The 26,077-nt window shown below is 41.7% G+C and carries 28 protein-coding genes; 7 read left to right on the forward strand and 21 right to left on the reverse strand.

Annotated elements, in window-relative coordinates; all coding sequences use genetic code 11:
- The first annotated feature begins 3 nt into the window (after window positions 1-3).
- Both FAY33_RS11610 and FAY33_RS11615 read left to right on the forward strand, forming a co-directional pair.
- Entirely contained in the window at window positions 4-477 is a 474-nt protein-coding gene (locus FAY33_RS11610) for a glutathione peroxidase (RefSeq protein WP_143321383.1), read from the forward strand.
- Window positions 478-575: 98 nt separating this feature from the next.
- Window positions 576-1,919, forward strand: coding sequence for an FAD-binding oxidoreductase (locus FAY33_RS11615; RefSeq protein ID WP_143321384.1), 1,344 nt, complete (start codon window positions 576-578; stop codon window positions 1,917-1,919).
- 77 nt (window positions 1,920-1,996) lie between these two features.
- Here FAY33_RS11615 and FAY33_RS11620 read toward each other — a convergent pair whose 3' ends face one another.
- Both FAY33_RS11620 and FAY33_RS11625 read right to left on the reverse strand, forming a co-directional pair.
- The gene (locus FAY33_RS11620; protein ID WP_143321385.1) at window positions 1,997-2,440 is read right to left on the reverse strand and encodes a MarR family transcriptional regulator; all 444 of its coding nucleotides are present in this window, start codon (window positions 2,438-2,440) and stop codon (window positions 1,997-1,999) included.
- Between the two features lie 36 nt (window positions 2,441-2,476).
- Window positions 2,477-3,025 (reverse strand): glutathione peroxidase, encoded by a 549-nt coding sequence (locus tag FAY33_RS11625; RefSeq protein WP_143321386.1) that lies wholly within the window; start codon window positions 3,023-3,025, stop codon window positions 2,477-2,479.
- Window positions 3,026-3,235: 210 nt separating this feature from the next.
- Between FAY33_RS11625 and FAY33_RS11630 the strand changes: the two genes are divergently transcribed.
- From FAY33_RS11630 to FAY33_RS11640, 3 genes are read left to right on the forward strand one after another with little or no spacing between them, the layout of a single operon-like run.
- On the forward strand, window positions 3,236-3,685 hold the full coding sequence (locus FAY33_RS11630; RefSeq protein WP_185967598.1) for a MarR family transcriptional regulator: 450 nt from the start codon (window positions 3,236-3,238) through the stop codon (window positions 3,683-3,685).
- Between the two features lie 11 nt (window positions 3,686-3,696).
- Window positions 3,697-4,206, forward strand: a complete 510-nt coding sequence (locus FAY33_RS11635; RefSeq protein WP_143321388.1) for a nitroreductase family protein — start codon at window positions 3,697-3,699, stop codon at window positions 4,204-4,206.
- A 16-nt stretch (window positions 4,207-4,222) separates the two neighbouring features.
- Complete coding sequence (locus FAY33_RS11640; protein WP_143321389.1) at window positions 4,223-4,513, forward strand: putative quinol monooxygenase; 291 nt, start codon at window positions 4,223-4,225, stop codon at window positions 4,511-4,513.
- A 93-nt stretch (window positions 4,514-4,606) separates the two neighbouring features.
- On the opposite strand, the gene FAY33_RS11645 is transcribed toward FAY33_RS11640, so the two are convergent.
- Together FAY33_RS11645 and FAY33_RS11650 are read right to left on the reverse strand one after the other, a co-directional pair.
- Window positions 4,607-5,251, reverse strand: a complete 645-nt coding sequence (locus tag FAY33_RS11645) for a cytidylate kinase-like family protein (protein ID WP_143321390.1) — start codon at window positions 5,249-5,251, stop codon at window positions 4,607-4,609.
- Between the two features lie 64 nt (window positions 5,252-5,315).
- Window positions 5,316-6,614 carry a galactokinase family protein gene (locus tag FAY33_RS11650; RefSeq protein WP_143321391.1) on the reverse strand — a complete coding sequence of 433 codons (1,299 nt, stop codon included), beginning with the start codon at window positions 6,612-6,614 and terminating at the stop codon, window positions 5,316-5,318.
- A 168-nt stretch (window positions 6,615-6,782) separates the two neighbouring features.
- On the opposite strand from FAY33_RS11650, the gene FAY33_RS11655 reads away from it, so the two are divergent.
- On the forward strand, window positions 6,783-7,754 hold the full coding sequence (locus FAY33_RS11655; protein ID WP_143321392.1) for a TIGR01212 family radical SAM protein: 972 nt from the start codon (window positions 6,783-6,785) through the stop codon (window positions 7,752-7,754).
- On the opposite strand, the gene FAY33_RS11660 is transcribed toward FAY33_RS11655, so the two are convergent.
- The 4 genes from FAY33_RS11660 to FAY33_RS11675 all read right to left on the reverse strand — a co-directional run bounded on the left by FAY33_RS11660 (window position 7,735) and on the right by FAY33_RS11675 (window position 12,857).
- Window positions 7,735-8,916 (reverse strand): CapA family protein, encoded by a 1,182-nt coding sequence (locus FAY33_RS11660; protein WP_143321393.1) that lies wholly within the window; start codon window positions 8,914-8,916, stop codon window positions 7,735-7,737. The two genes, FAY33_RS11655 and FAY33_RS11660, sit on opposite strands and share 20 nt — an antisense overlap.
- Window positions 8,917-9,202: 286 nt before the next feature.
- Window positions 9,203-10,045 carry a DegV family protein gene (locus FAY33_RS11665; RefSeq protein ID WP_143321394.1) on the reverse strand — a complete coding sequence of 281 codons (843 nt, stop codon included), beginning with the start codon at window positions 10,043-10,045 and terminating at the stop codon, window positions 9,203-9,205.
- A gap of 159 nt (window positions 10,046-10,204) precedes the next feature.
- On the reverse strand, window positions 10,205-12,208 hold the full coding sequence (gene htpG, locus FAY33_RS11670; protein WP_143321395.1) for a molecular chaperone HtpG: 2,004 nt from the start codon (window positions 12,206-12,208) through the stop codon (window positions 10,205-10,207).
- A 151-nt stretch (window positions 12,209-12,359) separates the two neighbouring features.
- Window positions 12,360-12,857 carry a DUF5721 family protein gene (locus tag FAY33_RS11675; RefSeq protein ID WP_143321396.1) on the reverse strand — a complete coding sequence of 166 codons (498 nt, stop codon included), beginning with the start codon at window positions 12,855-12,857 and terminating at the stop codon, window positions 12,360-12,362.
- A gap of 156 nt (window positions 12,858-13,013) precedes the next feature.
- Here FAY33_RS11675 and FAY33_RS11680 point away from each other — a divergent pair, with 156 nt between their 5' ends.
- The gene (locus FAY33_RS11680) at window positions 13,014-14,300 is read left to right on the forward strand and encodes a M18 family aminopeptidase (protein ID WP_143321397.1); all 1,287 of its coding nucleotides are present in this window, start codon (window positions 13,014-13,016) and stop codon (window positions 14,298-14,300) included.
- A gap of 72 nt (window positions 14,301-14,372) precedes the next feature.
- Here FAY33_RS11680 and FAY33_RS11685 read toward each other — a convergent pair whose 3' ends face one another.
- The 13 genes from FAY33_RS11685 to FAY33_RS11745 all read right to left on the reverse strand — a co-directional run bounded on the left by FAY33_RS11685 (window position 14,373) and on the right by FAY33_RS11745 (window position 26,072).
- Entirely contained in the window at window positions 14,373-14,600 is a 228-nt protein-coding gene (locus FAY33_RS11685; RefSeq protein WP_143321398.1) for a hypothetical protein, read from the reverse strand.
- A 27-nt stretch (window positions 14,601-14,627) separates the two neighbouring features.
- Complete coding sequence (locus tag FAY33_RS11690; protein WP_143321399.1) at window positions 14,628-15,593, reverse strand: peptidyl-prolyl cis-trans isomerase; 966 nt, start codon at window positions 15,591-15,593, stop codon at window positions 14,628-14,630.
- 19 nt (window positions 15,594-15,612) lie between these two features.
- Window positions 15,613-16,398, reverse strand: coding sequence for an HAD family hydrolase (locus FAY33_RS11695; protein WP_143321400.1), 786 nt, complete (start codon window positions 16,396-16,398; stop codon window positions 15,613-15,615).
- Window positions 16,395-16,991: a Maf family protein gene (locus tag FAY33_RS11700; RefSeq protein ID WP_143321401.1), complete on the reverse strand. Its 597-nt coding sequence runs from the start codon at window positions 16,989-16,991 to the stop codon at window positions 16,395-16,397. The genes FAY33_RS11695 and FAY33_RS11700 overlap by 4 nt, the downstream gene beginning before the upstream one ends.
- Before the next feature lie 60 nt (window positions 16,992-17,051).
- Window positions 17,052-17,609: a putative ABC transporter permease gene (locus FAY33_RS11705; protein ID WP_143321402.1), complete on the reverse strand. Its 558-nt coding sequence runs from the start codon at window positions 17,607-17,609 to the stop codon at window positions 17,052-17,054.
- 111 nt (window positions 17,610-17,720) lie between these two features.
- A complete protein-coding gene (locus FAY33_RS11710; protein WP_143321403.1) occupies window positions 17,721-18,179 on the reverse strand; it encodes a divergent PAP2 family protein in 459 nt (152 codons plus the stop codon).
- A 13-nt stretch (window positions 18,180-18,192) separates the two neighbouring features.
- Window positions 18,193-18,822 (reverse strand): HD domain-containing protein, encoded by a 630-nt coding sequence (locus tag FAY33_RS11715; protein ID WP_347562688.1) that lies wholly within the window; start codon window positions 18,820-18,822, stop codon window positions 18,193-18,195.
- Entirely contained in the window at window positions 18,800-20,245 is a 1,446-nt protein-coding gene (gene glgA, locus FAY33_RS11720; protein ID WP_143321404.1) for a glycogen synthase GlgA, read from the reverse strand. Before glgA ends, FAY33_RS11715 begins: the two co-directional genes overlap by 23 nt.
- 107 nt (window positions 20,246-20,352) lie before the next feature.
- The gene (gene spo0A, locus FAY33_RS11725) at window positions 20,353-21,159 is read right to left on the reverse strand and encodes a sporulation transcription factor Spo0A (RefSeq protein WP_143321405.1); all 807 of its coding nucleotides are present in this window, start codon (window positions 21,157-21,159) and stop codon (window positions 20,353-20,355) included.
- Between the two features lie 531 nt (window positions 21,160-21,690).
- Window positions 21,691-22,965 (reverse strand): SpoIVB peptidase, encoded by a 1,275-nt coding sequence (gene spoIVB, locus FAY33_RS11730; protein ID WP_143321406.1) that lies wholly within the window; start codon window positions 22,963-22,965, stop codon window positions 21,691-21,693.
- A gap of 116 nt (window positions 22,966-23,081) precedes the next feature.
- Window positions 23,082-24,740: a DNA repair protein RecN gene (recN, locus tag FAY33_RS11735; RefSeq protein WP_143321407.1), complete on the reverse strand. Its 1,659-nt coding sequence runs from the start codon at window positions 24,738-24,740 to the stop codon at window positions 23,082-23,084.
- Window positions 24,741-24,752: 12 nt separating this feature from the next.
- On the reverse strand, window positions 24,753-25,202 hold the full coding sequence (argR, locus tag FAY33_RS11740; RefSeq protein ID WP_143321408.1) for an arginine repressor: 450 nt from the start codon (window positions 25,200-25,202) through the stop codon (window positions 24,753-24,755).
- A gap of 12 nt (window positions 25,203-25,214) precedes the next feature.
- Window positions 25,215-26,072: an NAD(+)/NADH kinase gene (locus FAY33_RS11745; RefSeq protein WP_143321409.1), complete on the reverse strand. Its 858-nt coding sequence runs from the start codon at window positions 26,070-26,072 to the stop codon at window positions 25,215-25,217.
- Window positions 26,073-26,077 lie beyond the last annotated feature (5 nt).

The raw sequence follows: 26,077 nt of genomic DNA on the forward strand, positions 1-26,077 counted from the left end.
AATATGAATTTATATGATATCACTGTCACAGATATACAACACAATCCCGTCTCCCTGTCCCAGTATAAGGATAAAGTTCTTCTTATTGTTAATACTGCCACCGGTTGTGGATTTACCCCCCAATACGAAGGATTAGAAGCGTTATATAAAAAACACAAAGACAAGGGATTCGAAATACTTGATTTTCCGTGTAACCAGTTTGGACACCAGGCTCCCGGCAATGAAGCGGAGATTCAGCAGTTCTGCCAGCTAACCTATCAGGTTTCATTTCCGCAATTTGCAAAGATTGAAGTCAATGGCGCCAATGAATCTCCCCTGTACACCTATTTAAAATCCTGTCAGAAAGGTATGCTGAGTTCTGCGATCAAATGGAACTTCACCAAATTTCTTGTAGACAAAAACGGCAATGTAATAAAACGTTACGCTCCTACCGATAAACCGGAAAAACTGGAAAAGGATATTCTCGCACTCTTATAACTCTCTAATCACCTTTCTAAATCCATGAAAAACCATAATACAAGCCGCACCAAATCTCCTTTCTTCTAATACCATGGTAGTAAGAAAGGAGGTGCGTCATGGATATCTGCAATTTCAATCATCTGACTGGCCGTATAATCACTCCAGAAAGCCCCTGTTACAATGAATTCAGACAAGTTTATAATCAGGCTGTCGACAAATATCCCCTTGTCATCGTTTTCTGTCAAAATGAAACCGACGTCAAAAATGCCATCTGCTGGTCCCGTTCTCATGGCGTGTCCCTGCGTATTCGAAATGGAGGACATAATTATGAAGGGTACTCTACAGGAGATGATGTCCTGATCCTTGATTTAAGTGAGATGAATCATATTGACATAGATGAAGTTTCCCATCGTGTGACAGTGCAGGCGGGGGTAACCAACGGACAGATGTATGAATTAATGTACTCCAGAGGCTATCCATTTCCCGGAGGAACCTGCCCCACTGTGGGAATTGGCGGGTATGCACTTGGAGGTGGATGGGGGCTTTCCAGCAGATATCTGGGGCTTGGCTGTGACAATCTTATTGAGCTTTCCATGGTAAATTCAGAAGGAATGACAATAACTGCCAGCCAATTTGAAAACCCGGAACTATTCTGGGCACTTCGGGGAGGCGGTACAGGCAACTTTGGAGTGGTTACTTCCATGGTCTTTGATCTCCCTAAAAAAGTGGATAAAGTCACTTATATTGACATTCGGTACGAGGATACAGATCAGGAAAAACAATCTATTTTCATACAATTATGGCAGGAATGGCTGGCAGATGCAGATCCCCGGATTACTCTGGTGTCCAGAGTCTTTCATTCCAGGCAGAGCGGACCTGGCATTATTGCCCGGGGGATATTTTACGGCACACCAGAATCCGTTCTTGGAATCATTGCTCCTTTGTTACGGCTTGGAGGTGTAAAATATAACTTAAGATACTTGACATTTTTGGAAACTACCCGCCTGATCGGAGAGTTCTATCCACCTTCTGAGGCATTTCAATCCGTAAGCCGGTTTGCTATGAGAGATTTACAACCATGCGAATGCTGGAATCTGACTGGTATGATTCAGGAACTTCCCTCTGGCTCCACTTACACTGGTCTGTCTTTCTATGCTCTGGGCGGCGCGGTTTCAAGAATTTCTCCTGATGCTACCGCATTCTACTATCGCAATGCCAGATACATCCTCTGGCTGAATACCATTTTTGAATGCTGTCTGCAAAATAACGCATCCTTTATTGCAGACCGTTTCTGCTATTTACAATCTATCACACAGGGATCTTATGTAAACTTTCCTTATCAATGCCTTCCCTGCTGTCTGGAAGAATATTACGGAAACCATGTCTGCCGTTTAAAGGAGATAAAACGCTGCTACGATCCATGCAATGTCTTTTCCTTTCCTCAGGGACTTGGTTTATAATATCAAAATACATTTCATACAAAAAGAAGTACTCTGCATGCCCATTCTGGCAAGTCAAAGTACTTCTTTTTACCGGTTTATTTACCAGGATTCCTGTCGGAACTGCCCAATATCTTATAAAGAAGGTGATACAATTGTTCCGCTTCTTCTTTTTCAAGAGGGACACACTTAGATATCTTTTCCGGTATCTCCACAGCCTGTTCCCTCTTTGCTTCTCCAAGAGGAGTCAATTCCACAATAACACTCCGTTCATCTGCTTTGTCCCGGCTTCGGATCAGCAGCCCGGAAGCTTCCATCTTTTTCAACAGGGGAGTTAAAGTACCGCTGTCCAGATAAAGGATCTCCCCCAACTGCTTCACGGTAAGCCGCTTTCTCTCCCATAGCACCATCATGGCAACATACTGAGTGTAAGTGAAACCAATCTCATCAAGAAATGGTTTATACATCCGTACAATCTCTCTTGAACACGCATAAAGAGGAAAGCAAAGCTGGTTCTCTAACTTTAATTTATCGTAATTCATATCTGTTCTCCGTTCTCCCACTGTCTAGTCTGGAATCTATGAAAGCAATTCCTTAATACTCTCTTCTAATTTCTTCATATCTGCAGTAGGCTCAAATCTTTTCACTACATTCCCCTTGCTGTCCACAAGGAATTTTGTAAAGTTCCATTTAATAGAAGGATCGTTCTTATAATCTGGATTCGTCTCTTCAAACTTCTTCTCCAGTACAGAAGTAAGCTCGTGACCCGGGTCAAATCCTTCAAACCCTTTTTCCTCTACAAGATACTGGTAAAGAGGAATTGCCTGATCACCATTCACTTCTATCTTGGAAAACTGGGGGAAGGTAACTCCAAAACGGCCGCTGCAGAACTGATGAATCTCATCATTAGAACCAGGCGCCTGGTTACCGAACTGGTTGCAGGGGAAATCCAGAATCTCAAGCCCTTTTTCCTTATATTTTGTATAAATATCCTGAAGATCTCCATACTGAGGAGTAAAGCCACAGGCAGTAGCTGTATTAATAATCAACAGAACCTTACCTGCGTAATCAGATAACTTCTTCTCACTACCATCCATTGTTTTAACTGTAAAATCATAAACAGACATATCATATACCTCCTTAAATTTATATTGCTTATTATATTATGCAAAATTGTATTTACTAAAATCATCTTTATTATAAGTTAATTGTATTTCTTTGTCAATACTTTTTTCCTATTAAATTTAACAAAATTAAATTATTTCATATATAATTTTAATTGACAACTGAAAAGTCATGTGCTAACATTTGTATGTACAAACAAAAGAGGTGACGATTTGAATGAGATCCCAAACAAAAAAGGACAGATTTGTAAATTAAATACTTGCCTGTTTTTCTCCACTGCAAAACTATCCAGAGTTTTTGGAAGAATTGCAGAAGAAGCCTTTTTAAAAACAGGACTTTCTCCAAGTCATGCCATACTTCTTTATCTGGTAAACAATAAAGGGAGCATGAAGCAGAAAGATCTTGGGGAAGCTCTGCATTTAACCCCATCTACCATTACCCGGCTGATTGAGAAACTGGAGCACAAACATCTGATCATGAAACAACAGAAAGGCAAACAGGTATCACTGACCACCACGAAAGAAGGTCTTGCTTTACAGGATCAGATTGTGGAATCATGGAATCAACTTAACAGAACTTATGAAAGTGTTCTTACAGAAGAAGAGACCACTCAGTTTATCGAAATCAGCAAAAAGCTTTTAAACCATCTGGAAAACAATTAGGAGGTAAACCCATGCAGGAAATCTTTAACAGAAGGAGTATTCGTAAATTCACCACTCAGCAGGTAGAACCAGAGAAGCTCGACAAACTTCTGCGTGCTGCCATGCAGGCACCATCAGCCATTAATCAGCAGCCCTGGGAATTCATTGTGGTACAGGACAAAGCAAATTTAGAAAGCCTTTCCGATACTTCCCCTTATGGCAAGCTGATCGCTGCTTCTTCCGCAACCATAGTCCTTGCTGCAAATAAGAACTACATCAAGGTTCCTGGTGCAAGGGGCTGGGAAGAAGATATGGGAGCAGCAGCCCAGAATATTCTTTTAGAAGCTGTACATTTAGGACTGGGAGCTGTATGGCTTGGAGTGGCAACCGCAGAATCCATCACAGAAAATGTGAAAAAGTATTTTGACTTCCCAGACCACATCCTTCCATTTTGCATGATCGCAGTCGGTTATCCGGATGGTCAGGAGAATAAGTTTGTAGACCGGTATCAGGCAGACAGAATACACCAGGAAAAATGGTGAACAAAAGGAGAACAACATGATTAAAATTATTGCAATTCATCAAGTAAAAGCTGACAAAGTAGAAGAATTTATCCGTATGGCAACCCCACTGGTTGATGCGACAAGAAAAAAGGATAAGGGATGCATCCGCTATGAACTGGTTCAGGATGTAAAGAATCCTCAGAACTTAACGATGCTGGAAGAATGGGAAGACCAGGATTCCATTCAGGCACATATGAGCTCCACCCATTTTAAAGAAATCACTACCGCTACTGCTGATCTCTTGGAAAAAGCACCAGAGATTCTTATTTGCAAAACCGTTCTCTAAAACATTTATTTTTTATAACGTAAATGGGAGCATCGAAATTACAATCTCGGTGCTCCCATTTTTGTTCTCACTTTGGTTCTTGTACCCAAAGTCTTATATCTCAATTCCTCTTAACTTAATATAATCTTTAATCAGCTTCGCTGTCTGCTCTAAATCAATGCAGCTTGTATTAATAATCAGATCATAGTTATCCCAGTCTTCCCAGCTTTCACCAGTGTAGTAACGGTAGTATTCTTTCCGCTCCCGATTAATCTTTTTTACGCGCTTTGCTGCTTCTTTTTCATCAATCTTATCCACTTCCATGGTTCGCTTAACCAGAGTCGGCATATCCGCGTATACAAAGATCTTAACCAGTCCAGGATTTGATTCCTCTCTGCTTAGAATATAATCCGCACATCTTCCGGCAATAATACAGGATTCTTCCTGTGCAAGCTCTTTGATAACCTGGGACTGGAAACGGAATAAATTCTCCGGTTTCACAATATCAGAATCCATGGAAGGCTTGCCTAACTGAGGTTTTAATCCGCTTACAATCCGATAAAGGAGATTGTTCCCTGCTTTTTCATCTGCAAGCCGGAAGAAGACTTCACCAACTGCACTTTGTTCAGAAGTAAGGGTCAGAATCTCTTCATCATAAAAATTAATGCCAAACTCTTTTGCAAGCGCTTTTCCAACCATGCGCCCGCCGCTTCCGTACTGTCTTCCTATTGTAATGACAAGATTATTCTTCTCTTTCATAATGCCTGCCTCCTTTGCTAGTATTCCCTTCTATTGTACTCTATCCTAACCAGATTTACAATTATTATTGACTCACAACTTCATGAAAACAGATGGCTCCATATGGTCTGATGCTCATCCGGTAAGCGCTGCCTTTTCCCATTGCCTTTTCTATATAAGTAATATATTCTTTTGCCAGACAATTGGGCAGTACGGTCATAATAACTCCGGCAAACCCTCCGCCATGAACCCTGCATGCACCTGCACCCTTTTTTGCAAGAAAAAGCTCTGTAAGAGCAAGTGCGACGGTAATTCCCTGTTCCTGGTAACTGGAATTGGTAAAGCAGTTCTGCAGCCACTTCCACGAAGAATTACCGGAAGCAGTTATGTTGTGAAGGAAATCCTCGAACCGGTCCTCTTTTAAAGCAGACACTTCTGCTTCTACCCGCTTATTCTCTTCAAAGAAATGAAGGGCTCTGAGAACCGGACGGTCTCCTGCATATGCTCTTATTTCGGATAAATTTTCAATGACATCCTCTTCTTTTATTTCAGCGCAGACTTCCTTGCCGAAAAACTGTGCTACTTTTTTCATCTCCGCCGGAACAAGGGAATATTCCTCGCTTAAATCTGCATGTCCTTTGCCTGTATTCACAATAATCAGGCTATGATCTTTGGAGGCAAAATCAAATGCAATCTGCTCTGCTTCCGGAGCGGACGGATCTTTAAAGTCAATGGTAATCAGCCCTCCTACCGCACATGCCATCTGGTCCAAAAGTCCGGAGGATTTGCCCCAGTACACATTTTCTGAATATCTTCCAATATGAGCATAGTCTACCGGGTCAACACTGCCCTCATTAAAAAATGTATTAATAATAGAACAGAGCAGCATCTCATAAGATGCGGAAGAACTGACCCCTGCGGCACTGATTACATTGGAGGTAATGTAGACATTAAAACCACCGATTTGATAGCCGTGCTCCAAAAAGCCTTTGAAGATTCCTTTTGTCAGATCAAGGGTTCCTGCCCTTTTCTCACTGGGTTTGAGATCATCAAGGTCAATGACAAAGTTCTGGTCATAAGTCTCACTGATCAGATTCACAATTCTGCTGTCATTCTTCGCTGCTGCACCTACACAATCCAGATTAATGCTTCCTGCCAATACCTTTCCATGATTATGATCCGTATGATTCCCGCTTATCTCCGTACGGCCCGGAGACGAAAATAAAAGCACATCGTCACTTTCAGGAAATTTCTTCTTAAAGTTCTTTAAAAGATTGCTGTAACGTATTATATTCTCCTCTATGCCATCTTCTCCATACAAAGCAGCCATTAATTGTCTGGATTCTACTGATTCAATCAGATTCATGGTATCACTCATTCTCATGGATTTCTTCTCCTTTTCCCCATTCCATTGAAGTACTTCATTTCATACAAGTATAGCATAAGTCTGAAAACTTCTACAATGGAATATTCTACGAAATCCTATAAAATAATTTGACAGCCCTTCCCTGCTCCCCTATAATAAGACAATGATAAAATTTGGGAGAAAAACATGCACTGGAACGAGAAACCATACCATTCAATTGATTATGAACTAAAACGGCAATACGGACAAAAAATCTATAAACTGGCACTTGACGGAGGCATGACCTGCCCAAACAGAGACGGAACCTTGGGAAAAAGAGGCTGCATTTTCTGCAGCGAAGGCGGATCTGGTGATTTTGCAGAACCTCTTTCCACTCATCCGGACATCATAAGCCAGATCGAAGCAGCAAAACAACGGATCAGCCAAAAGATGAATCTGGAATCAGGACGCTTCATTGCTTATTTTCAGTCCTATACCAATACCTATGCACCTGTTTCCTATCTGAGGGAACTCTTTACCCAGGCAATCAGCCATCCGGATATTGTGATTCTCTCCATTGCCACCCGGCCGGACTGCCTCTCTCCTGAGATTCTTCTTCTATTAAAAGAATTAAACCAGAAGAAACCCGTATGGGTAGAACTGGGGCTTCAGACCATCCATGAATCCACTGCCGCCTATATCCGCAGAGGGTATTCACTTCGTGTATTCTTCCATGCTTATAAGCAATTAAAGGAAGCTGGAATAACGGTAATAGCCCACGCCATCCTGGGGCTGCCAGGGGAAACGAAGGACATGATCTTTGAAACCATAGATTATCTTGCTCATCTGGGAGACAGGGGAATCGACGGAATCAAGCTCCAGCTTCTTCACATATTAAAAGGCACAGACCTTGCCGCAGAATATGAAACCGGGATGATTTCCACCTATTCTCTTGAAGAATACACGGATTTAGTCATTGACTGCATTGCGCTTCTTCCTACAGACACTGTTATTCACAGAATCAGCGGAGACGGTCCAAAAAGCCTGCTTCTGGCACCTCTCTGGAGCGGGAATAAGAAACTGGTTCTCAATACCCTGACAAAACGCTGGAAAGAAAAAGGTATCTGCCAGGGAGACAGATACCAGAAATTTAATTCTTTTATGGATTATTGTGAATGACACCATTTTCATCCACAGTCACACCAAAAGAAATGTCCTGAATATATTGATAAAATTTTAACTTTTCCTGTTCCTCTCCAAGCGTTCTGGTATACCCTGCCTTAGAAGTTCCCGGAACCAGAGATAAAGCTGCGGTGTTCTTTTCCGTACCCACATCAACCCTTAAAAGAGCGGTTTTTGGAATAGAGCTTCCAAATATAAAATTCCCCAGGCTGTAGCAGATGGGCTTTCCATTGTAATACTCAATTCCCTGGAGGACATGGGGATGACTTCCTATGACAATATCGGCACCTGCATCAATCATCTGTTTGCCCAATCCCCTCTGATACTCCTGGGGCTTGTCATCTCTTTCAATTCCCCAATGAATGTAAACCACCACATAATCACAGATTGATTCTGCTTTTTTTATCTCCTCCAGTAAAATAGTCGGATCATAACCACTTACCATCCCAGGCTTACGGCTGTTGGCAACCCAGTCCGGGTCCGGATACACTCTCGATGCCGCAAGAAATCCTATGGTTTTCCCATTGACTTCCATGGTCTCCAGTTGTTTCGCCCGGTTCATGTCAGGACCAGCTCCCACATACCGGATTCCTGCCCCTTCCAAAACATTGCATGTATCAACAAGAGCATCTGTGCCATAATCCAGGGAATGATTATTGGCAAGCGCCACAATGTCCACTCCAATTTCATTCATCATGGATACTCTGGAGGGAGAAAGGCGGAATGTGAACTGCTTGTCCGGTGCAGCACTGCCCCGTTCACTAAAAGGAAATTCCTCATTTGCCATGAAGATATCGGACTGACCAATCTCGGACCGGAATCCTTCATCCAGCACTCCATGAATTCCTTTTGCTTTATCATATGCAGTCGTTACATGATTAGAAAGTAATATATCTCCGGCAAACAGCAGACGCACCAAAGGATTCTGTGGCTCTGTCTCTGTTTCCAGCCCCTGTTCTGTCTCCGTTTCCGATTGCGCCAGAGTCAGCGGTTCTGAATTTTCAGATTCTGCTGCGCCTGTAGTTTCTGCCCCATTGGCAAAATCAGCACTTCCTCCTCTTCCTTTCCATTCACTCATTCCAATCCAGACTAACAGCAACAAAAACAGCAATATGGGGAAAAGAACCAGAATCTTCATCCCTCTATTTGTTTTCTTCATAAGTTCCTCCTGATTGTTAATAATTCGCACATACTTTTCCCTTTTTCATAACGTTTTCCACATTATTCGGGCAGTTTTCCCCTTTTTCGTTCTCAAACGTCAGTTATCCCCAAAAAAGGTCTTTCTTTTACATGACCTTTTAATTATACATTAATGGGATTAATTTCCATTTTATTATCTTACACGGATTCCCTGCTTTTGTCAAATCATTGAAAAAGAGTCAATTGCATGAAAGAGATCTCTTCTTTTCTCTTTTACACAATTGACTCTTCATTCGAGTACTTTCTTAAAGTGTCATAACAATTCCGCCATCATTGGCATATACTGTGGCAACACCTGCAGTCTCTGCAATCATTATATCTTTAAATTCTGCACGCTTCCTCATCTCCTGCTTAACGAACTCCGCCCGTTCCGGATTGTTGCAGTGGGAGATAGCAAGGACCCTGTCTTTGGTTTCTCCTGCATCTTTAATGGCAATCTCCACCATACGGATTAAAGCTTTATTGATTCCTCTCGCCTGATCCAGCTTTATAATCTTTCCTTCTTCGGCTCCCATCACAGGCTTAATATTAAGAGCAGTTGCGAAAAATGCCTGAAGTCCTGACAAACGGCCGTTCTTCTTCAGCGTATCAAGACTTTCCAGAACAAAATAGGTGTGCATATTTTTAATATACTCTTTTGCCTTTTGTTCAATCTCTTTAAAAGGAAAAGAAGCCTGACACAGGGACTGAACATATACTGCAATATTGAGCTGACCGGAGGAGGCGGAATGGGAATCCAAAACTGCAATCTTCTTTCCATCGGTTCCGTGTTCCTCTTCATATAGCTTCTTTCCAAGAACAGCACTGTTATAACTTCCGCTTAAATGCTCAGACAAGGTAACAACATATATCTCATCTTCGTCACACTCAAATGCCTCTTTATAAAGTTCAGGAGAAGGACAGGCTGTCTTTGGACATTCCGGACTGCTCTTAACCAATTCCAGAAACTTCTTCTGGTCAAATGTCTCATCATCAATCACCTGAATATTGCCTACCTGCAAAATAAGTGGAATTATCTGAAAGTGAGGATCTTTCTTTAAATCTGCCGTTAAATCTGTGCAGCTATCCCCAATAATTTTATAGCTCATTGTTCTATTCTTCCTCCTAACACGAAACTTATCATGTAGTATTGATTACCATATATTATAGAGAAACCTGTTACAGTTGTCAATAGGTTGATAGAGAAAAGAACCCGTACCGGAAGTTCCAAAGTACAGGTTCTTTTCTCTTTTGTTATAAAATTGGCATTAAGAAGCGTCTGCCATAAGGATCATTAATTCATTGCTTCTTGCGATAAATTTAGTCATGCGCTCTGGTGTCAGAGAACCGTTACTTAAAGCTGCAAGATCATATAACTGTTCGCAGATCGTATTGGTATGTGTTCCATCTTTATGTCCCAGAACATACTGAACCAGCTTATTTTTATAGTTTAATACCAGAGTCTCACTGCCTCCAAACATAGAAGCGTCCATACCTGGCATGGTATACATCCTCATCATCTCCTGCATACGGCGGGATTCTTCGGAAATGGTAATCATGGAGGACAAATTCTCATTCTTTAATTTCTCAACCTTTACTTCCAGATTCTCTTTTCCAAGGGCTTTGCGGAAAAGCTCTGTGAGGGCATCTGCATCTGCCTTCATGGCTTCCTTATCTTCTTCACTGATCTCTTCTTTAAAGATATCAGATAAGTCAGAATTGATACATAAGAACTTCACATTTTCATTCTTCTGCTCCAGGTATCCCACAAATGCACTGTCAATATTCTGGTTTAAGTAAACTGCATCAATCCCTGCCTCTTTAAACATATTGATGTACTGGCTCTGTTCCTTCTCGTCTGTAATATAGAATACACGGTTTTCATGCTTTTCTTTGTTCTCTTCCAGACAATCTGACAAGGTGAGATACTTTCCTTCCAGATTCTTAAACAGAATGGTATCATTGATCTTTTCTGCAAACTTTTCATCTTTTAAGCAGCCGAACTTAATAAATGGATTGATGTCATCCCAATATTTCTCATAGTTTTCCCGGTCTGTCTTAAACATGCCAGTCAGTTTATCCGCTACTTTCTTTGTAATGTAATCAGAAATCTTCTTCACAAATCCATCGTTTTGCAGCGCACTTCTGGACACATTCAACGGAAGATCCGGGCAATCAATCACACCTTTTAAGAGCATTAAAAATTCTGGAATTACTTCCTTAATATTGTCTGCGATAAATACCTGGCTGTTGTATAACTTAATCGTTCCCTCTAAGGTATCATAATTTAAGTTCAGCTTTGGGAAATAGAGAATTCCCTTTAAATTAAACGGATAATCCATATTCAGATGAATCCAGAACAATGGTTCCTTATAATCTTGAAATACCTTCCGGTAAAACTCTTTATATTCCTCTTCTTTGCATTCATTGGGATGCTTATTCCAGAGAGGATTGGTCTCATTAATCGGAACAGGACGTTTGGCAATCTTATATTTCTCCTGTGCAGGAGAAACTTCCACAACTTCCTTTTCTCCGTTTTCGTTCTCTTTTTCTTCTGTCTTGGCCTCTTCTACAATTGTTTCAATAATTGTATCTTTGTCAGTCAGCTCTTCTTTTGTAACAGTCTCAAATTCCGGTTCTGCAGCCGCATTCGACAGATAGATTTTAACAGGCATGAAAGAACAGTATTTCTCAAGAACTTCTTTTGCCCGGTATTCATTACAAAATTCCAGACTTTCTTCATTCAGGTAAAGCTTAATAATTGTTCCCTGAACGTCCTTTTGACCTTCTTCCATTTCGAACTCTGTGCCGCCGTCAGATTCCCAATGAACCGGCTTTGCTCCCGGCTTATAAGATAAGCTGTCAATGGTAACTCTGTCTGCCACCATAAAAGCAGAATAAAAACCAAGTCCAAAATGTCCGATAATCTGATCTTCATTGGCCTTGTCCTTATACTGCTCAAGGAAATCCTGGGCACCGGAGAATGCGATCTGATTGATGTATTCCTCCACTTCCTCCATGGTCAGACCGATTCCGTTATCCTGGAAAGTAATGGTCTTTTCATTGGGGTCTATGGTTACCTGAATCTTAAACTCCAAATCTTCCGGCTTCTCCCACTCTCCCATAATCTCCAGCTTTTTAAGCTTTGTAATGGCATCACAGCCATTGGAAACCAGTTCACGGTAAAAGATATCATGGTCTGAATACAACCACTTTTTAATAATCGGAAAAATATTCTCACTGTTAATCGTCAAACTTCCTTTTTTTGCCATATCAGAACACTCCTTACAATCTTATATTTTCTATTTCAGTTCCATGACAATCATGGAATTTTTGCAAATTCTTATAGAGAATATTTTAATACGAGGTTATGGAAATGTCAATAGAAAATCAGCACTCATTTTAGTTGAGTGCTGATAATTCTTATTCTTCCACAAACGGAATCTCATTTTGTTTTAAAAACCCCCGGAATGCCTGGTCCCATTCTTCATCAAGAGCCTTGTCCAATGTAAACACGGAGACAGATGTTCCAGTAACGCAGGTCAATACCTCTTCCTCATACCGTATATTTATGTAAAGCCCTGTTACCTGCTCTTCCATCAGCCCCACATTTCTCGATGAAAGAAACTGGCTGATCCCTTCTTTTGCCATCAGAAGAATAATCCGAAAGCTGCCTGGAAGCCGCTTTCCTTTAATAAGGGAAAAACAAAACGGTTTTATAGCCGACCAGTAAGAATAAGCTTTTAAATTCCGCTCCTCCGTCTCTTCCTGGGAGTAATATCCGTTTTTTATGGCTCCATCTATGGTAAATGTATTATAGGTAGAAATCACAGCTTCCTTAACCAGAAAGGAATCAAATACTTCTCCTACATATAATTTGGATGCAAACGACTTAATATCTTCAATTTTCACTGCAATCATTCCATATTCTCCCTATCTTTCAACAATCTCCATTAACTATACACCGGATTCTTCCCTGCTGTCAACGGAGGATTCCCATTGCATTTTTTCTGTGGTATAATGAAAAAACAACATTTTATATGCAGGTTCTTCTGCATTTAGAAAAGAGGAAAACACATGAATTACATCGAACAGTTAGACGCACTGATCTCTGCATCAGTTTCTCCTTATCACTGTATCATGGCAGCATCAGGCCAGCTAAAGAATGCCGGGTTTAAAGAACTGCCACTGGCTGCCCCCTGGAACCTCCAAAAGGGAGAAGCCTACTATATTAATGTATTTGATTCCACTTTAATCGCATTCTCTGTAGGAGAGGAACTTTCTGACGCCCCCCATCTTCGGCTGGCAGCCTCCCATACGGACTGGCCCTGTCTGAAAGTAAAGCCTAACCCGGAAGTCACTTCCCTGGATTATGGAAAACTTAACGTAGAGGTCTACGGCGGTCCTCTTCTTGGTACCTGGTTTGACCGTCCCTTATCCATGGCTGGCAAAGTAACCGTTGCTGGTGATTCCCTTATGGAGCCAAAGACCTTGTTTGTTGATTTTGCGAGACCATTGCTCACCATTCCCAACCTTGCTATTCACATGAACCGCAACGCCAATGACGGAGTTGCCATCAATGCCCAGATTGATATGCTTCCCCTTCTTACCAGAATTACCGAAGAACTGGACCGGGAGAACTTCTTTCTGGAGGCACTTGCAAAAGAAGCCAATAGAAAGAGAGAAGACATTCTGGACTATGAGATCTATATCTATAACTGGGAATCAGGCAATCTGCTGGGATTGCAGGAAGAGTTTTATTCCGCTCCCCGTCTGGATAACTTAACCTCTGTACAGGCGTGTTTAAACGGCATGATAGCCAGTCCGCGCAAAGAGGGCATCCATGCCATTGCTCTTTATGATAATGAGGAGATCGGAAATCATACCAAACAGGGAGCCGCTTCTGCCCTGGCAGACCACATTCTTGAGAAAGTATATCTATCCCTTGGTTATTCCAGAGACATCTTTCTTAATTCCCTTTTAAGCGGTTTTCTTCTTTCCATGGATGTAGCTCATGCCATCCATCCCAATCATGGGGAAAAATGCGATATTAAAAATCAGATTCTCATGGGTGACGGAGTTGCCATAAAGCTTTCTTCCAGCCAGTCCTATGCAACCGATGCCACCAGTACTGCAGTGATCGAAGGAATTCTAAGATCCGGACACATTCCCTACAAGAAATTCTCAAACCGTTCTGATGTAAGAGGTGGATCTACCCTTGGAAGCATCTCTTCCACCCTTTTAACCATGCGTACGGTTGATGTGGGAGTTCCAATCCTTGCCATGCACTCTGCACGGGAGATCATGGGTGTCAGGGACCAGGAAGCCCTTGTCAAACTCTCAGAAGCATTTTTTAAAGCTTAATCCATGTGGCAAACCAGAAATGCCGCAAATCGACTTCTCCAGTCTATTTGCGGCACTCTCTGTCATCTACTCTCATCTGCTGCCTTTCATAGTCTCCGGAATTACCTCCCGGCTGGTCTCCAGGATCTCTCCGGAAGTCTTATTCCCTTCCCAGTAACGATATCCCCAGACACTGAAAGCAGTCAGAATAACAACCACAGCCACTGCAAGCAGGAATACCATACCTCTTTGAAATGCTTCCTGCCTGCGGCTTGATCTGCGTCTGCGGCTTTTTCGCACACTTCCTGTTCTTTCCTTCACTGGCGCTGTCCTGACCTTTCCTTTTTATCAATCGTTAAAATATTTCCTGTATATTTCAAAAAAGTCCGTAGTAGTGGTCTTGTCCTCTTTGGAAAACTGAATATCCTTCCATATCTCATTGCTGAATGTGACTGGATTTTTTTCTTTAAACTCCGTGTAAATCTGATCAAAGGCTTCTTTCTTCCTTTTTTTGTATAAACCGGACTTTCGTTCCTGGGTTGCTGTCTCATCATAATCATTGACACATTTTAAAATGTAATACTTGCCGCCCTCTTCCACCACCGGACTGATCTCTCCTGTCTGAAGATGGAAAGCTGCATCTTCATAAGCACCAGGATTCTCTCCTCTGCCTATATGCCGCTCCACGGTTGACTCTTGGGAATACTCTCTGGCAAGTGCGGAGAAATCCTCTCCTTGTGCTGTTAATCTCTCATGCAGCTCTGCAGCTTTTGCCTGATCAGCGAGAACGATCTGATCCACAGTAATCACCTTTGCTTCGCTGTCGCTGATTTCAAGATTCATATCTTTCGTCAGCTCATTGACCACCTTATTGGACAGCAGATATTCTTCATACATGGTCCGCACATCGTCTTTGGTTGCTTTCATATAGGAAAGATCCTCTTTCGTCAGTGAACCAAAGTATTCCTCAGAGGCTTTGCGCACCTCTTCTTTTTCCGCACCTGTTAACGTTACTCCCCTGTCCTTTGCCAGTAAATTCAATCGCTTCATTTCATGAAGGAATTCTTTTACCTGTTCTAAAAGATAAGTTTCAAACTTCTGATTCCCCGGCAGGTCCACGCCCCAGATCTGATTGGTATAAATCTTCTGATACCGGTTTCTTTCCGTTGCTACAATAATCATGGACTGGGGTAAGGTGTATGCCTTTGTCTCCGTAATCTCTGATACAATTGGAATCTCAGCCCTGCACCCGGCAAGGAACAGCGTAAGCACCGCAGATACCAATAAGAGTTTTCGTCTTGTCCAAGCTTTCACAAACTTCCCTCTTTTCCAGCTATAAAAGCAGCTTCAGTATTTTTAAGACTCCATCATTCACATTGTCATCTGTCTGAAATCTTGCGGCAGCCTTTACCTCTTTCCTGGCATTGCCAACTGCAAAACTGTAATATGCCTGATTTAACATCTCAATATCATTCAACTGGTCACCAAACGTCATGGTCTCTTCCGGTTTAATACCAAGGCTGTCCTGAAGAAGTCTGACTGCCTCTCCCTTATTAACCCCAGGACGCATGCAGTCCATCCACATATCACCTGCAATGGTGATCTTTAACCTGCTGGCAAATGCCTCCTGCAGATCCCTTGTGTGGGATTCCACCTGGGTTTTGCGATAAACAGAAACTTTAATAAACTGGGAGTCCACTTTTGTCAAATCTTCCACCTGTTTTACATGAAATTTATATCCGTGAATCAGCCAGTCTAAAAATCCCTGGTCTTTGGTCTCTAAATACACCACCTCAGGACCGCTTATCATAACCTCCAGCTCTTCCCTTTTCCGAACCTCACGGACCATGTCCATGACAGTTTCGTGATCAATGGGATTGAGAAAAAGATTTCTTCCGTGGCATCCAACATAAGCTCCATTATCAGACAAATAAAAGATCTTTTCTTTTATAGGATTAAAGATTGATTCGATACTTGCATACTGACGTCCGCTGGCGGCAGCAAACTGAATTCCTTTTTTTCTGAGTTTTAACACCACTTCAAGTAATTCCGGATTCAATTCATTATTCCCGTCTGGCACCAGAGTCCCATCAATATCCGACGCAATCAGTTTAATCATTCCATTTCCTCCTGTTCAAACAACTGCTTTATCTCCTGGTAAATTCTTCCTACAGGCAATCCTACTACATTGGTATAGTCTCCGTCAATCCCTTTAATAAAAGCCGCAAAACTTCCCTGTATTCCATAAGCTCCGGCTTTGTCCATCGGATCTTCCCCTGCTGCATAGGCACTTATCTCGTTCTCCGACATGGGATAGACACTGACATCTGTCTTTTCCACAAAGGACCTTACTATTCTGCCCTGTTTTCCACAATAAATGAGGGTGACACCTGTATAAACCTGATGAACCCTTCCCTGGAGCATGGAAATCATCTGGTACGCTTCCTCATGACTGCCTGGCTTCCCAAGAATCTGTCCTTTGGCAGAAACTACGGTATCTGCACCAATCACACAGCTTCCCTCAGCCTGATGGGAAGCCACATCCATCGCCTTTTGACAGGATAATTCCCGGACCACCTCTTCCGGCACCTTTGATGTAATCACTTCTTCTATGGTGCTGGGTTCAATGACCGGAACAATTCCAATCTGAGCCAAAAGCTCTTTTCTTCTTGGAGATGCCGAAGCCAGCACAAGTTTTTTTATCTTTTCCATAAACATTCTCCTGTTTTAGACGTACAAATAAGCGGGACCCGAATCGAATCCCGCCATTCATCAATATACTTTAAGACGACCAATCATTGTTGCATCATCTTCATCACACCCTGACTTTAATTGCAGCCTCATGGTATAAATAAAATCAGCTATGTAAAAAATCAAAAGACTCAGTGCCACCATCCGCTCCAGATGCTCAGGAACAATAAAAGACATCTGACTTACAAATCCATTTAAGTACCGGAAAAAAAAGATTCCTAAAAATCCCCACGCAATGCTGCTCTCCAGACAGATAATGCCTTTATAATTAAATGCTTTTCTGCTGTAATCCCACCAGAAAGAACCAAAGAGCTTAATCATCATGCGGGCAGTTACCAATTCCATAAAGGTTGCCATCATCATTGATGCAAAATAAAGAAAGACCAGATTGTCTGAAAGAGGTTTTAATAAAATCGACGCTCCTACAGCTCCAAATCCATATATAATGCAGAATGGTCCGTGTCCAAATCCACGATTGATCACAAGCTTTTTATTCTCATAACTGAGTACAACACATTCCAGTAAATACCCAAGAAAACTAAACAGGAAAAAGCATATGATCCTATGATAAACAGACATACCCATTTTACCTCCAAATTTGACAATTTTTGAACTTGTTAAAGTATAATATGGATATCTTAAGAAATCAAGGACTATTTTCTTACGATTCGTGGAAACATTTCTTTTAAATTAATAATATTGCCCCATAAAAACTGCGAGCAGAATTCCAAGAATCGCTCCTGCAGCAACCTGCAATGGAGTGTGTCCCACATATTCCTTCAATGTCTCCTGAATCATCTCTCCTTTTAATTTTAAAGGGTTTTCCATTAATATGCTGTTTAACAGCTTTGCCTGTCTTCCGGTCTCCCTTCTGACTCCCATGGCATCATACATGACAATCATGGACAAAACAAAACAAACCGCAAATTCAAAAGAACCGGCACCATAGCGGTAACTGGCGGCGGTTGTAAGTGCACATACCGTTGAGGAGTGGGAGCTGGGCATTCCTCCTGATCCCACAAGCCTCTCCGGATTAAAATTCCTGTTAAGGGCCAGATCTATGAGAGTCTTTAACACCTGGGCTACCATCCACCCGGCAATCGCACTCATTAAAACCTGATTTCCAAGTATATCATCCCAATATTTCATGGTTTCCTCCATCTTATGCAGCGCTTTTCCAGCCAAAGCCGAACATAATCCAACGTTTTAATCTGGACACCGTTTCAATCAGACCGCAGAACTTATCGGAATAAACAATAATCATTCCTTCCCTGCTCTTAGGCGGTATGGGAGTCAGCGGCCACATATGGCGCAGGATCATATCTTTTTCTTTTTCTGTTAATTCAAAGTGTATGACTGCATTGTTCAATGCTGTTCTTGGATGAGTGAAACCATGAAAATGTTTCCCGGTCTCTTTGGCATGGGTATGCCAGTCATACAAAAACAAATCATGAAGAAGACCAGCTCTGGCAACCTGACGGTAATCCAGCCCCAATCTTCTGCAGATGCAGTAACTCATATAAGATACCTTAATGCAATGGGCTTTGCAGGTAGTATCTCCATGCTGCATAAACTTATCCATAGACAGGAATACGGGATGATCAATAATACCTTTTACGCAATCCATGTATACCGGATCTTCACTATAATATTCCCGTTCTGCCCAGGAAGAATCTTCTGCCCATCTGATTGCTTCTTTTTTCTCTTCCTGGGTAATACGCACTTTTTTCATTCTTATTCCATCGTCTCTTTTCTGTAATATCGGCATTTCAGCAGCCGGTGATCCAATCATAAAGTTCTTCATATCTCATAGCTGAAGTCTTCCAGGAAAAATCCTTTTCCATACCCCGGCGGATAAGTTTCCTCCACTCTTTGCCGTTATCGTAATAGATGCGCTGGGCATATCGAAGGATCCCAAGCATCTCATGGGCGTTATAATTAGAAAAGGAAAATCCGGTTCCAGTACCCTCATATTCATTATACGGTTCAACGGTGTCTTTTAAACCGCCGGTTTCCCGCACAATGGGGACGGCACCATAGCGCAGAGCCATCAACTGGCTTAATCCGCATGGTTCAAACAAAGAGGGCATCAAAAACGCATCACAGGCAGCGTAGACTTTATGGGAAACAGCCTCAGAATAATATATGTTGGCTGAAACCTTGTCGGGATACTTCCACGCATAATGGCGGAACATATTCTCATAACGCTCTTCTCCTGTACCCAGCACCACCAGTTGTATCTGGTCCTGGCATAGTTCATCGAGGACACACTGGATCAGATCCAGTCCTTTCTGATCCGTCAGTCTGGAAACCACTCCAATCATAAAAACAGTCTCAGACTGGCATAAACCAAGCTCTTTTTGAAGAGCCAGTTTATTCTTTTTCTTCTTCTCCTGGAAATTCAAAGCATTATAACACTCTGCTATCCAGGAATCAGTATCCGGATCAAATTCCTCATAATCAATGCCGTTTAATATGCCCCGGAGACTGCCTGCCCTGGCACGCATCAGACCGTCTAAGCCTTCTCCGTAAAAGGGCATCTTAATCTCCTCTGCATAGGTGTTGCTGACCGTTGTAACGGCATCTGCGTAAACGATGCCTCCTTTTAATAAATTTCCGTCTTTATATGCCTCTAATTTGTCCGGAGTAAAATAATAATCCGGCAGGCAGGTAAGCCTTTGTATGGTCTTCACATCCCATACTCCCTGGAACTTTAGATTATGAATCGTAATAACCGATTTCATATTGCGGAAAAAATCTCCTTCATGAAAACGATCTTTTAACAGAACAGGAATAAGTGCAGTCTGCCAGTCATGGCAGTGTATCACGTCCGGCTGAAATCCAATTACCGGCAGTGAGGATAAAGCTGCTCTGGAAAAAAAGCAGAACTTCTCCAGATCATAAAACGAATCTCCGTAAGGTCTGGAGCCGTTATAATAACTTTCATTATCAATGAAATAAAAAGTGATACCTTCATATACATACTGAAGAATTCCCACATATCTGCTCTGATCCAGGTAATCCATATAAAAGTGATTTACATAGGTCATCTGGTCTCTCAGTTCTTCTTTGATACACAGATATTTGGGAATCATGACTCTCACATCAAACAATTCTTTCTTAAAACACTTAGGAAGGGAACCCACTACGTCGGCAAGACCTCCTGTTTTGACAAAAGGCACTGCTTCCGATGCAACGAAAAGTATCTTCTTCATCCAAAAACCTCCCTTATCCTTTACGCCAAAAAGGCAACTCTGTTACGTTATAGTATACTTCATTTTTAAAAAATAAGGAAGTCTCTTTCCTTTATATTTAAGAAAATTTAGGAAAGTTTTTTATAATCCAGTCTGATTTTATCAGCAATTAATGCAATAAATTCTGAATTTGTCGGTTTTCCTTTCCCAGTGCTTACGGTATAACCAAACAATTCATTAATTGTATCCATCTTGCCTCTGCTCCATGCAACTTCAATGGCATGACGAATGGCGCGTTCCACACGGCTTGGCGTGGTCTGATGCTTCTTGGCAATAGAAGGATAAAGTATTTTAGTGACAGAAGTAAGCATCTCCTGATCCTGAACGGAGATCACAATGGCATCACGAAGGTACTGATACCCTTTGATGTGAGCAGGAATTCCAATCTCGTGGAGCATCTGTGTTACATCATTTTCTAAGTTCTGCTCCATATATTCTGTTTTATTGACATAAGGCTTCACCTTTTTCATCCCCTGTAAACTGGGAACCTTTGTCTTTCTCTGTCCCACTCTTCGTACCTTATCGACGATAATCTCTTTATTGAATGGTTTCATTATGTAGTAATTTGCCCCCATACGGAATGCGTCTTCGGTAATATTCTCGCTTCCTGCCGCAGTTACCATGATAAACGACGGGATTTTTGTAACAGAACCATTGCCTCTGACACGTTCCATCACCGTTATTCCGTCCATTCTCGGCATTATTACATCCAATAAGACAACATCGGGATTTGTTTTGAGTATCATGTTATAAGCGTCCTCGCCATTATCTGCTCTTCCTACAACATGAAAATCCTCCTCTCCCTCCAGTATATCATTCAGCAGATTTAAGGTCTGCAGGTTATCATCCGCAATCGCAATACTGATTTCTGACATATAGATACTCTCCTCCTGATTCTTAGATATAAAAATAAAACTAGTGTATAGCCATTATAATCTTGCCTCAGCTTATGCCGCAATGGGATTCTATCGCATGATTCGACAAAAAATACTTTATGCCACCGGATTTCCATGTTTTTCTATTTCTATTTCTCTGTTGAGCAGAGAAAATGCCTTTGATACCATGGTTTCGTTTTCTCCCCCCTTTTTTGCCTTTGTTGAATTTTGCTACTCCGTGTCGGCAAAAAATCCAATCACTTTAACCCCTACTTTCTATACTAACATATTCCAATACCAATGAAAAGTAGCAATGATCAGAAAAATCCTATTTTGTATGAAAGTTTGTGAACTTTTTGTTAAGATTTTGTATGTTCACATACTTTTGATTTTAATTACGTCAAAAATCTGTTTGGTCTGCTTCTCTTTCTTCTATATTTATTAGAAGAGATAAGATTTCTCAATAGAAAGAAAAGGACGGGACTGTAAAAAAACTTACAATCCTGTCCTTTTCTTTCCATATTCGGTTGATCAGTGATTCAGCATATTTTCGATAAAAATTCCGTATCCTCTTGTTGAATCCTGGATAAATACATGAGTCACTGCTCCGATCAGTTTCCCATCCTGGATAATGGGACTTCCAGACATGCCCTGAACAATTCCTCCGGTTAAAGCTAACAGGTCCGGGTCTGTAACTTTTATGACCATTCCTTTGCTTTTATGAGTTGTGGAATAATCCACCCGCTGGATTTCAATTTCATAATCCCGCACTTTACCGGAAACATTGCTTCTTATATGCGCAACGCCCTTTTTTACATCCTGACGATACCCAATCGGAATGGCATCCTCTTTTATGGTTTGTTTAAAACGGTCATTTACCGTTCCAAAGATTCCTTCTTCTGTATTAGCCGTGATCGTTCCAAGTGTGGAACCAGGACCATAATAAATAACTCCGCTCATAACACCAGGTTTTCCAAATGTGCCCTTCTCAATTCCCATAATTGCAGTTTCATAAAGGGAACCTTCTGTAATCTGAACTACACTCCCTGTATCGCTGTCACTGATTCCGTGACCCAGCGCACCAAACTGACCATTCATATCCACATAAGTCATGGTGCCGATTCCCTGAGTGTCATCACGGACCCACACGCCCAGTTTATAGGTTCCGTCTTCCGTTTCAACAGGATTCATCTTTACATCAATGCTTTCCCCGTTTCGTCTGACTTTTAAAACTGCTTCTGCGGCGCCAATCTTATTTAATTCTCCCATCAATGTCTCCTTATCCTTTAAAGGAGTATCATTGATGGATTCGATGTAATCTCCAGACTGTAGAATACCAAATGCAGGTTCTGCCGTCAGCCCATCTTTTTTCGTAACATCTCCTGTTCCGATTACCATAACACCATTGGATTTTAAGTAGATTCCAATAGGCGATCCACACGGAACTGCGTATTTGGTGTCCACTACATTAACCTGAATGTCTTTTAACTGTATAAATCCAAACAGTTTCAAGCCCAGCTTATAACTGCCCTGATTCTTTGAATAAACAGAAAAAGGCTGGTTAATCTGCAGGTGGATCTGATCAGAGGGAATATTGGATCCATTATTTAATACCACTTCCTCACTGTCAGAATGAAGCGTTACATCAAAAGGCATGGAGAAATGAAACTGTTCCTCTTCCTCTGCTACAATATTCAGTTTGTCAGGGATTACCCGTTTCATATAGAACCAGGAAAATCCAATACAAAAAATCAGGCTGACCCAGAACGCTCTTACGATTAGCCTATGAATTTTGTCTTTACCCATCTCACATACCTCCTTAGAAGAATAAAGGAGACAACTTTTTGGCTCCTTTCATAGTATGTGAGAAATCGGTAAAAACACTCTGTCATATTTTAGTTGAATTCATTTATTTATGGACATTATTTTTTTAAAGCTGCCAGACGCTTCATCTCTCTGGCATTTTCCCGGACTGCTTCGGTTATTTCTGCACCGCCTAAAAGTCTTGCCAGTTCTTCCACCATCTCCCTCTCCGAAAGTGCCCGAATGGTTGTGGTGGTTTTTCCGCTGCCTGCTTTTTTTAAAATTTCATAGTGTGCGTCTGCCATGGCTGCGATCTGAGGCAGATGGGTAATTAATATAACCTGATGGCTGCCGGCGATGCTAGAGAGCTGTTCGGATACTTTCTGAGCAGTTCTGCCGCTGATACCTGTATCAATCTCATCAAAAATTAAAGTAGGGATATCATCGGAATCTGCAAGCACTGTTTTAATGGCAAGCATGATTCTGGACATCTCACCGCCAGAAGCAACGGCACCAAGAGATTTCATGGCTTCTCCCGGATTGGTGGAAATCACAAACTCCGCTTCATCATATCCATTGGAGGTATAGTGGTCCAGCTTCGTAAACTCCATTGAAAATTCCACATCAATAAAATTTAAATCCTTTAATCCATTTTTAATCTTTTTGGTCAGCTCTTTTGCAGTCTGCTTTCTCATATAGGATAATTGTCCGCATAATTGGTCCAGTTTATCCTGAATTTTGCTGATTTCCTGCTCGGTTTCCTGCTTTAAGTGATCATAATCTTCCAGTTCTTCGAGCCTTATCCTTTTTTCTTCCAGATTTTCAAAAATTTGTGTAATTGTTTTTCCGTACTTCGCTTCCAGATTATGAATCACATCAAGTCTTTCCTCTAACTGCCTGTATTCTACCTCATCAAACGACAGATCATCCATATAGGAAGCAATTTCATGATTGATATCATTTAATATGGAGTCAGCATCAAAAAGCTGATCTCTTATAACAGAAATTTTTTGATCATAGGAAGAAACTTTTTCAATCTCTTTTAACGCTCTGCCGATTAATTCTGTATTCACCGCTGAATAAGCCATGGAAAGGCTTTCTGTAATCTTTTTTCCGTGAAGAAAAAGCCGGTATTTCGCCGACAGTTCCTCCTCTTCGCCTTCTTTCAGTTCCGCATTCTCGATCTCTTCGATCTCATAACGGATAAAATCCATCTCCCTGAGTCTTGCTTCTTCATCAAGGGCAAAAGAAGAAAGACGTTCCTTTAACCGCTGATATTCCCGGTAAGTGCCGGCTATATTCTCTTTTAGGTTATGGGACTTTTTATCCTGATAGCGGTCCAGGATCTCAAGATGTTTGGATTTGTAGAGTAAAGACTGGTGTTCATGCTGTCCGTGAATATCAATGAGAAGTCCGGTAATATCCCGCAGTTTTCCTGCAGTTACTGTCTCATCGTTGATTTTACTTAAACTTCTGGAAGGCATAATCTTTTTAGAAATGATTACCGTACCATCACGGTCCGGATAAACATCGAGTTCTTTTAACAGACGGAGTTTTTCCGGGTCACTAACTGTAAAAATAAGCTCAATATAGGCATAATCAGCGCCTTTTCTGATACTGTCTTTTGGCACCTTGCCGCCAAGGGCAATGGTAACCGAACCGATGATAATGGATTTTCCGGCTCCCGTCTCTCCGGTTAAGACATTGAGTCCCTCTTTAAACTCCACATCAGCTTTTTCAATCAAAGCGAAATTCTTTACGTGTAATTCTGAAAGCATGGCGCGCCTCCTTTATCCCGTAATCAGTTTTTTTAGTTTTTCCATCATAAGGATGGTGTCATCAGTTGTCCGGATGGCACACATAATGGTGTCATCTCCTGCAATACATCCTACCATTTCATTGAATTGAAGGGCATCGAGAGCGGCTGCTACAGCCATGGCTAACCCGGAAACCGTCTTAATCACAAGAATATTCTGAGCCATATCCATGGATAAATACCCATCCTTTAAAATCCGTATGTACTTGTCACTAAAAGAATTCTGGTTTTGAAGCACCATATAGCGCTGTTTTCCGGATTCTGCCGGAACCTTAGTCAGCTTTAACTCCCGGATATCTCTGGATACGGTCGCCTGAGTCACTGTAAAACCGGCTTTATTTAAATAATCCGCAAGCTCTTCCTGAGTTTCGATTTCATATTTTCCAATGAGTTCCACAATTTTGCTGTGTCGTTCCAGTTTCATTATGTTTCCTCCTTATATGCCGGTCATTTTATTGCGCAGGTTATCCAAAAAAGAAATGTTTTTCAGCTTTACAAGGATCGTCTTAATCTCTGTCCGGCTAATCTCAATGATATCTCCCGGAAAAAGCTTTGTCTGGGTATCTCCATCAAATACAGCCGCCTGGCATATATGATCCTGCCCCATCATCTCCACCCGGATCCGGTCATCACCAGAGAGCACAATGCTCCTGGTTCCAAGCACATGAGAACAAATAGGTGTAAGAGCCACCATCTTGGAATCCGGTACAAGAATCGGCCCTCCTGCTGAAAGATTATAAGCCGTGGAGCCGGTAGGTGTTGCTGCAATCAGCCCGTCGGCACGATATTCGTTAAAATATTCACCATTTACATAGACTCTGAATTTGAGCACTTTCAGCTGCTCGCTTCTTACAATTACAATTTCATTTAAGGCAATATCCTGAAAAACAGTTTCTCCTTCATGAAATATGGTTCCGCCTAACATCATTCGCTCTTCCAACTGGTAATCCCCGGCAAGAAGAGAAGATAAGGCTTCTTCGGTCTCCTCCATCAGGGAGATCTGTGTCAGATAGCCAAGGGTTCCCCGATTGATTCCAAGAATGGGGATATTACGCCCGGCTAAATCCCTGGCTGCCTGAATCAGGGTTCCATCGCCGCCCAGAGTGATAATACATTCTGTCTCTTCCGGCACCCTTGAGGGATCTGTATAATGGCTGCCTGGAGAGCTGTCCTTTTTGTGGTTGGCTCCAATGATACAGTGAGCGCCCTGGCTTTCCAGATAGCTGCAAATCTCTTTTGCTGTTTCTTTTGCTCCCTCTTTATCAGGATTCATGACTACATAAAAATGTCTCATACGAA

The sequence above is a fragment of the Clostridium sp. HBUAS56010 genome (genome assembly GCF_007115105.1).
Classification (GTDB): Bacteria; Bacillota; Clostridia; order Lachnospirales; family Lachnospiraceae; genus Lacrimispora.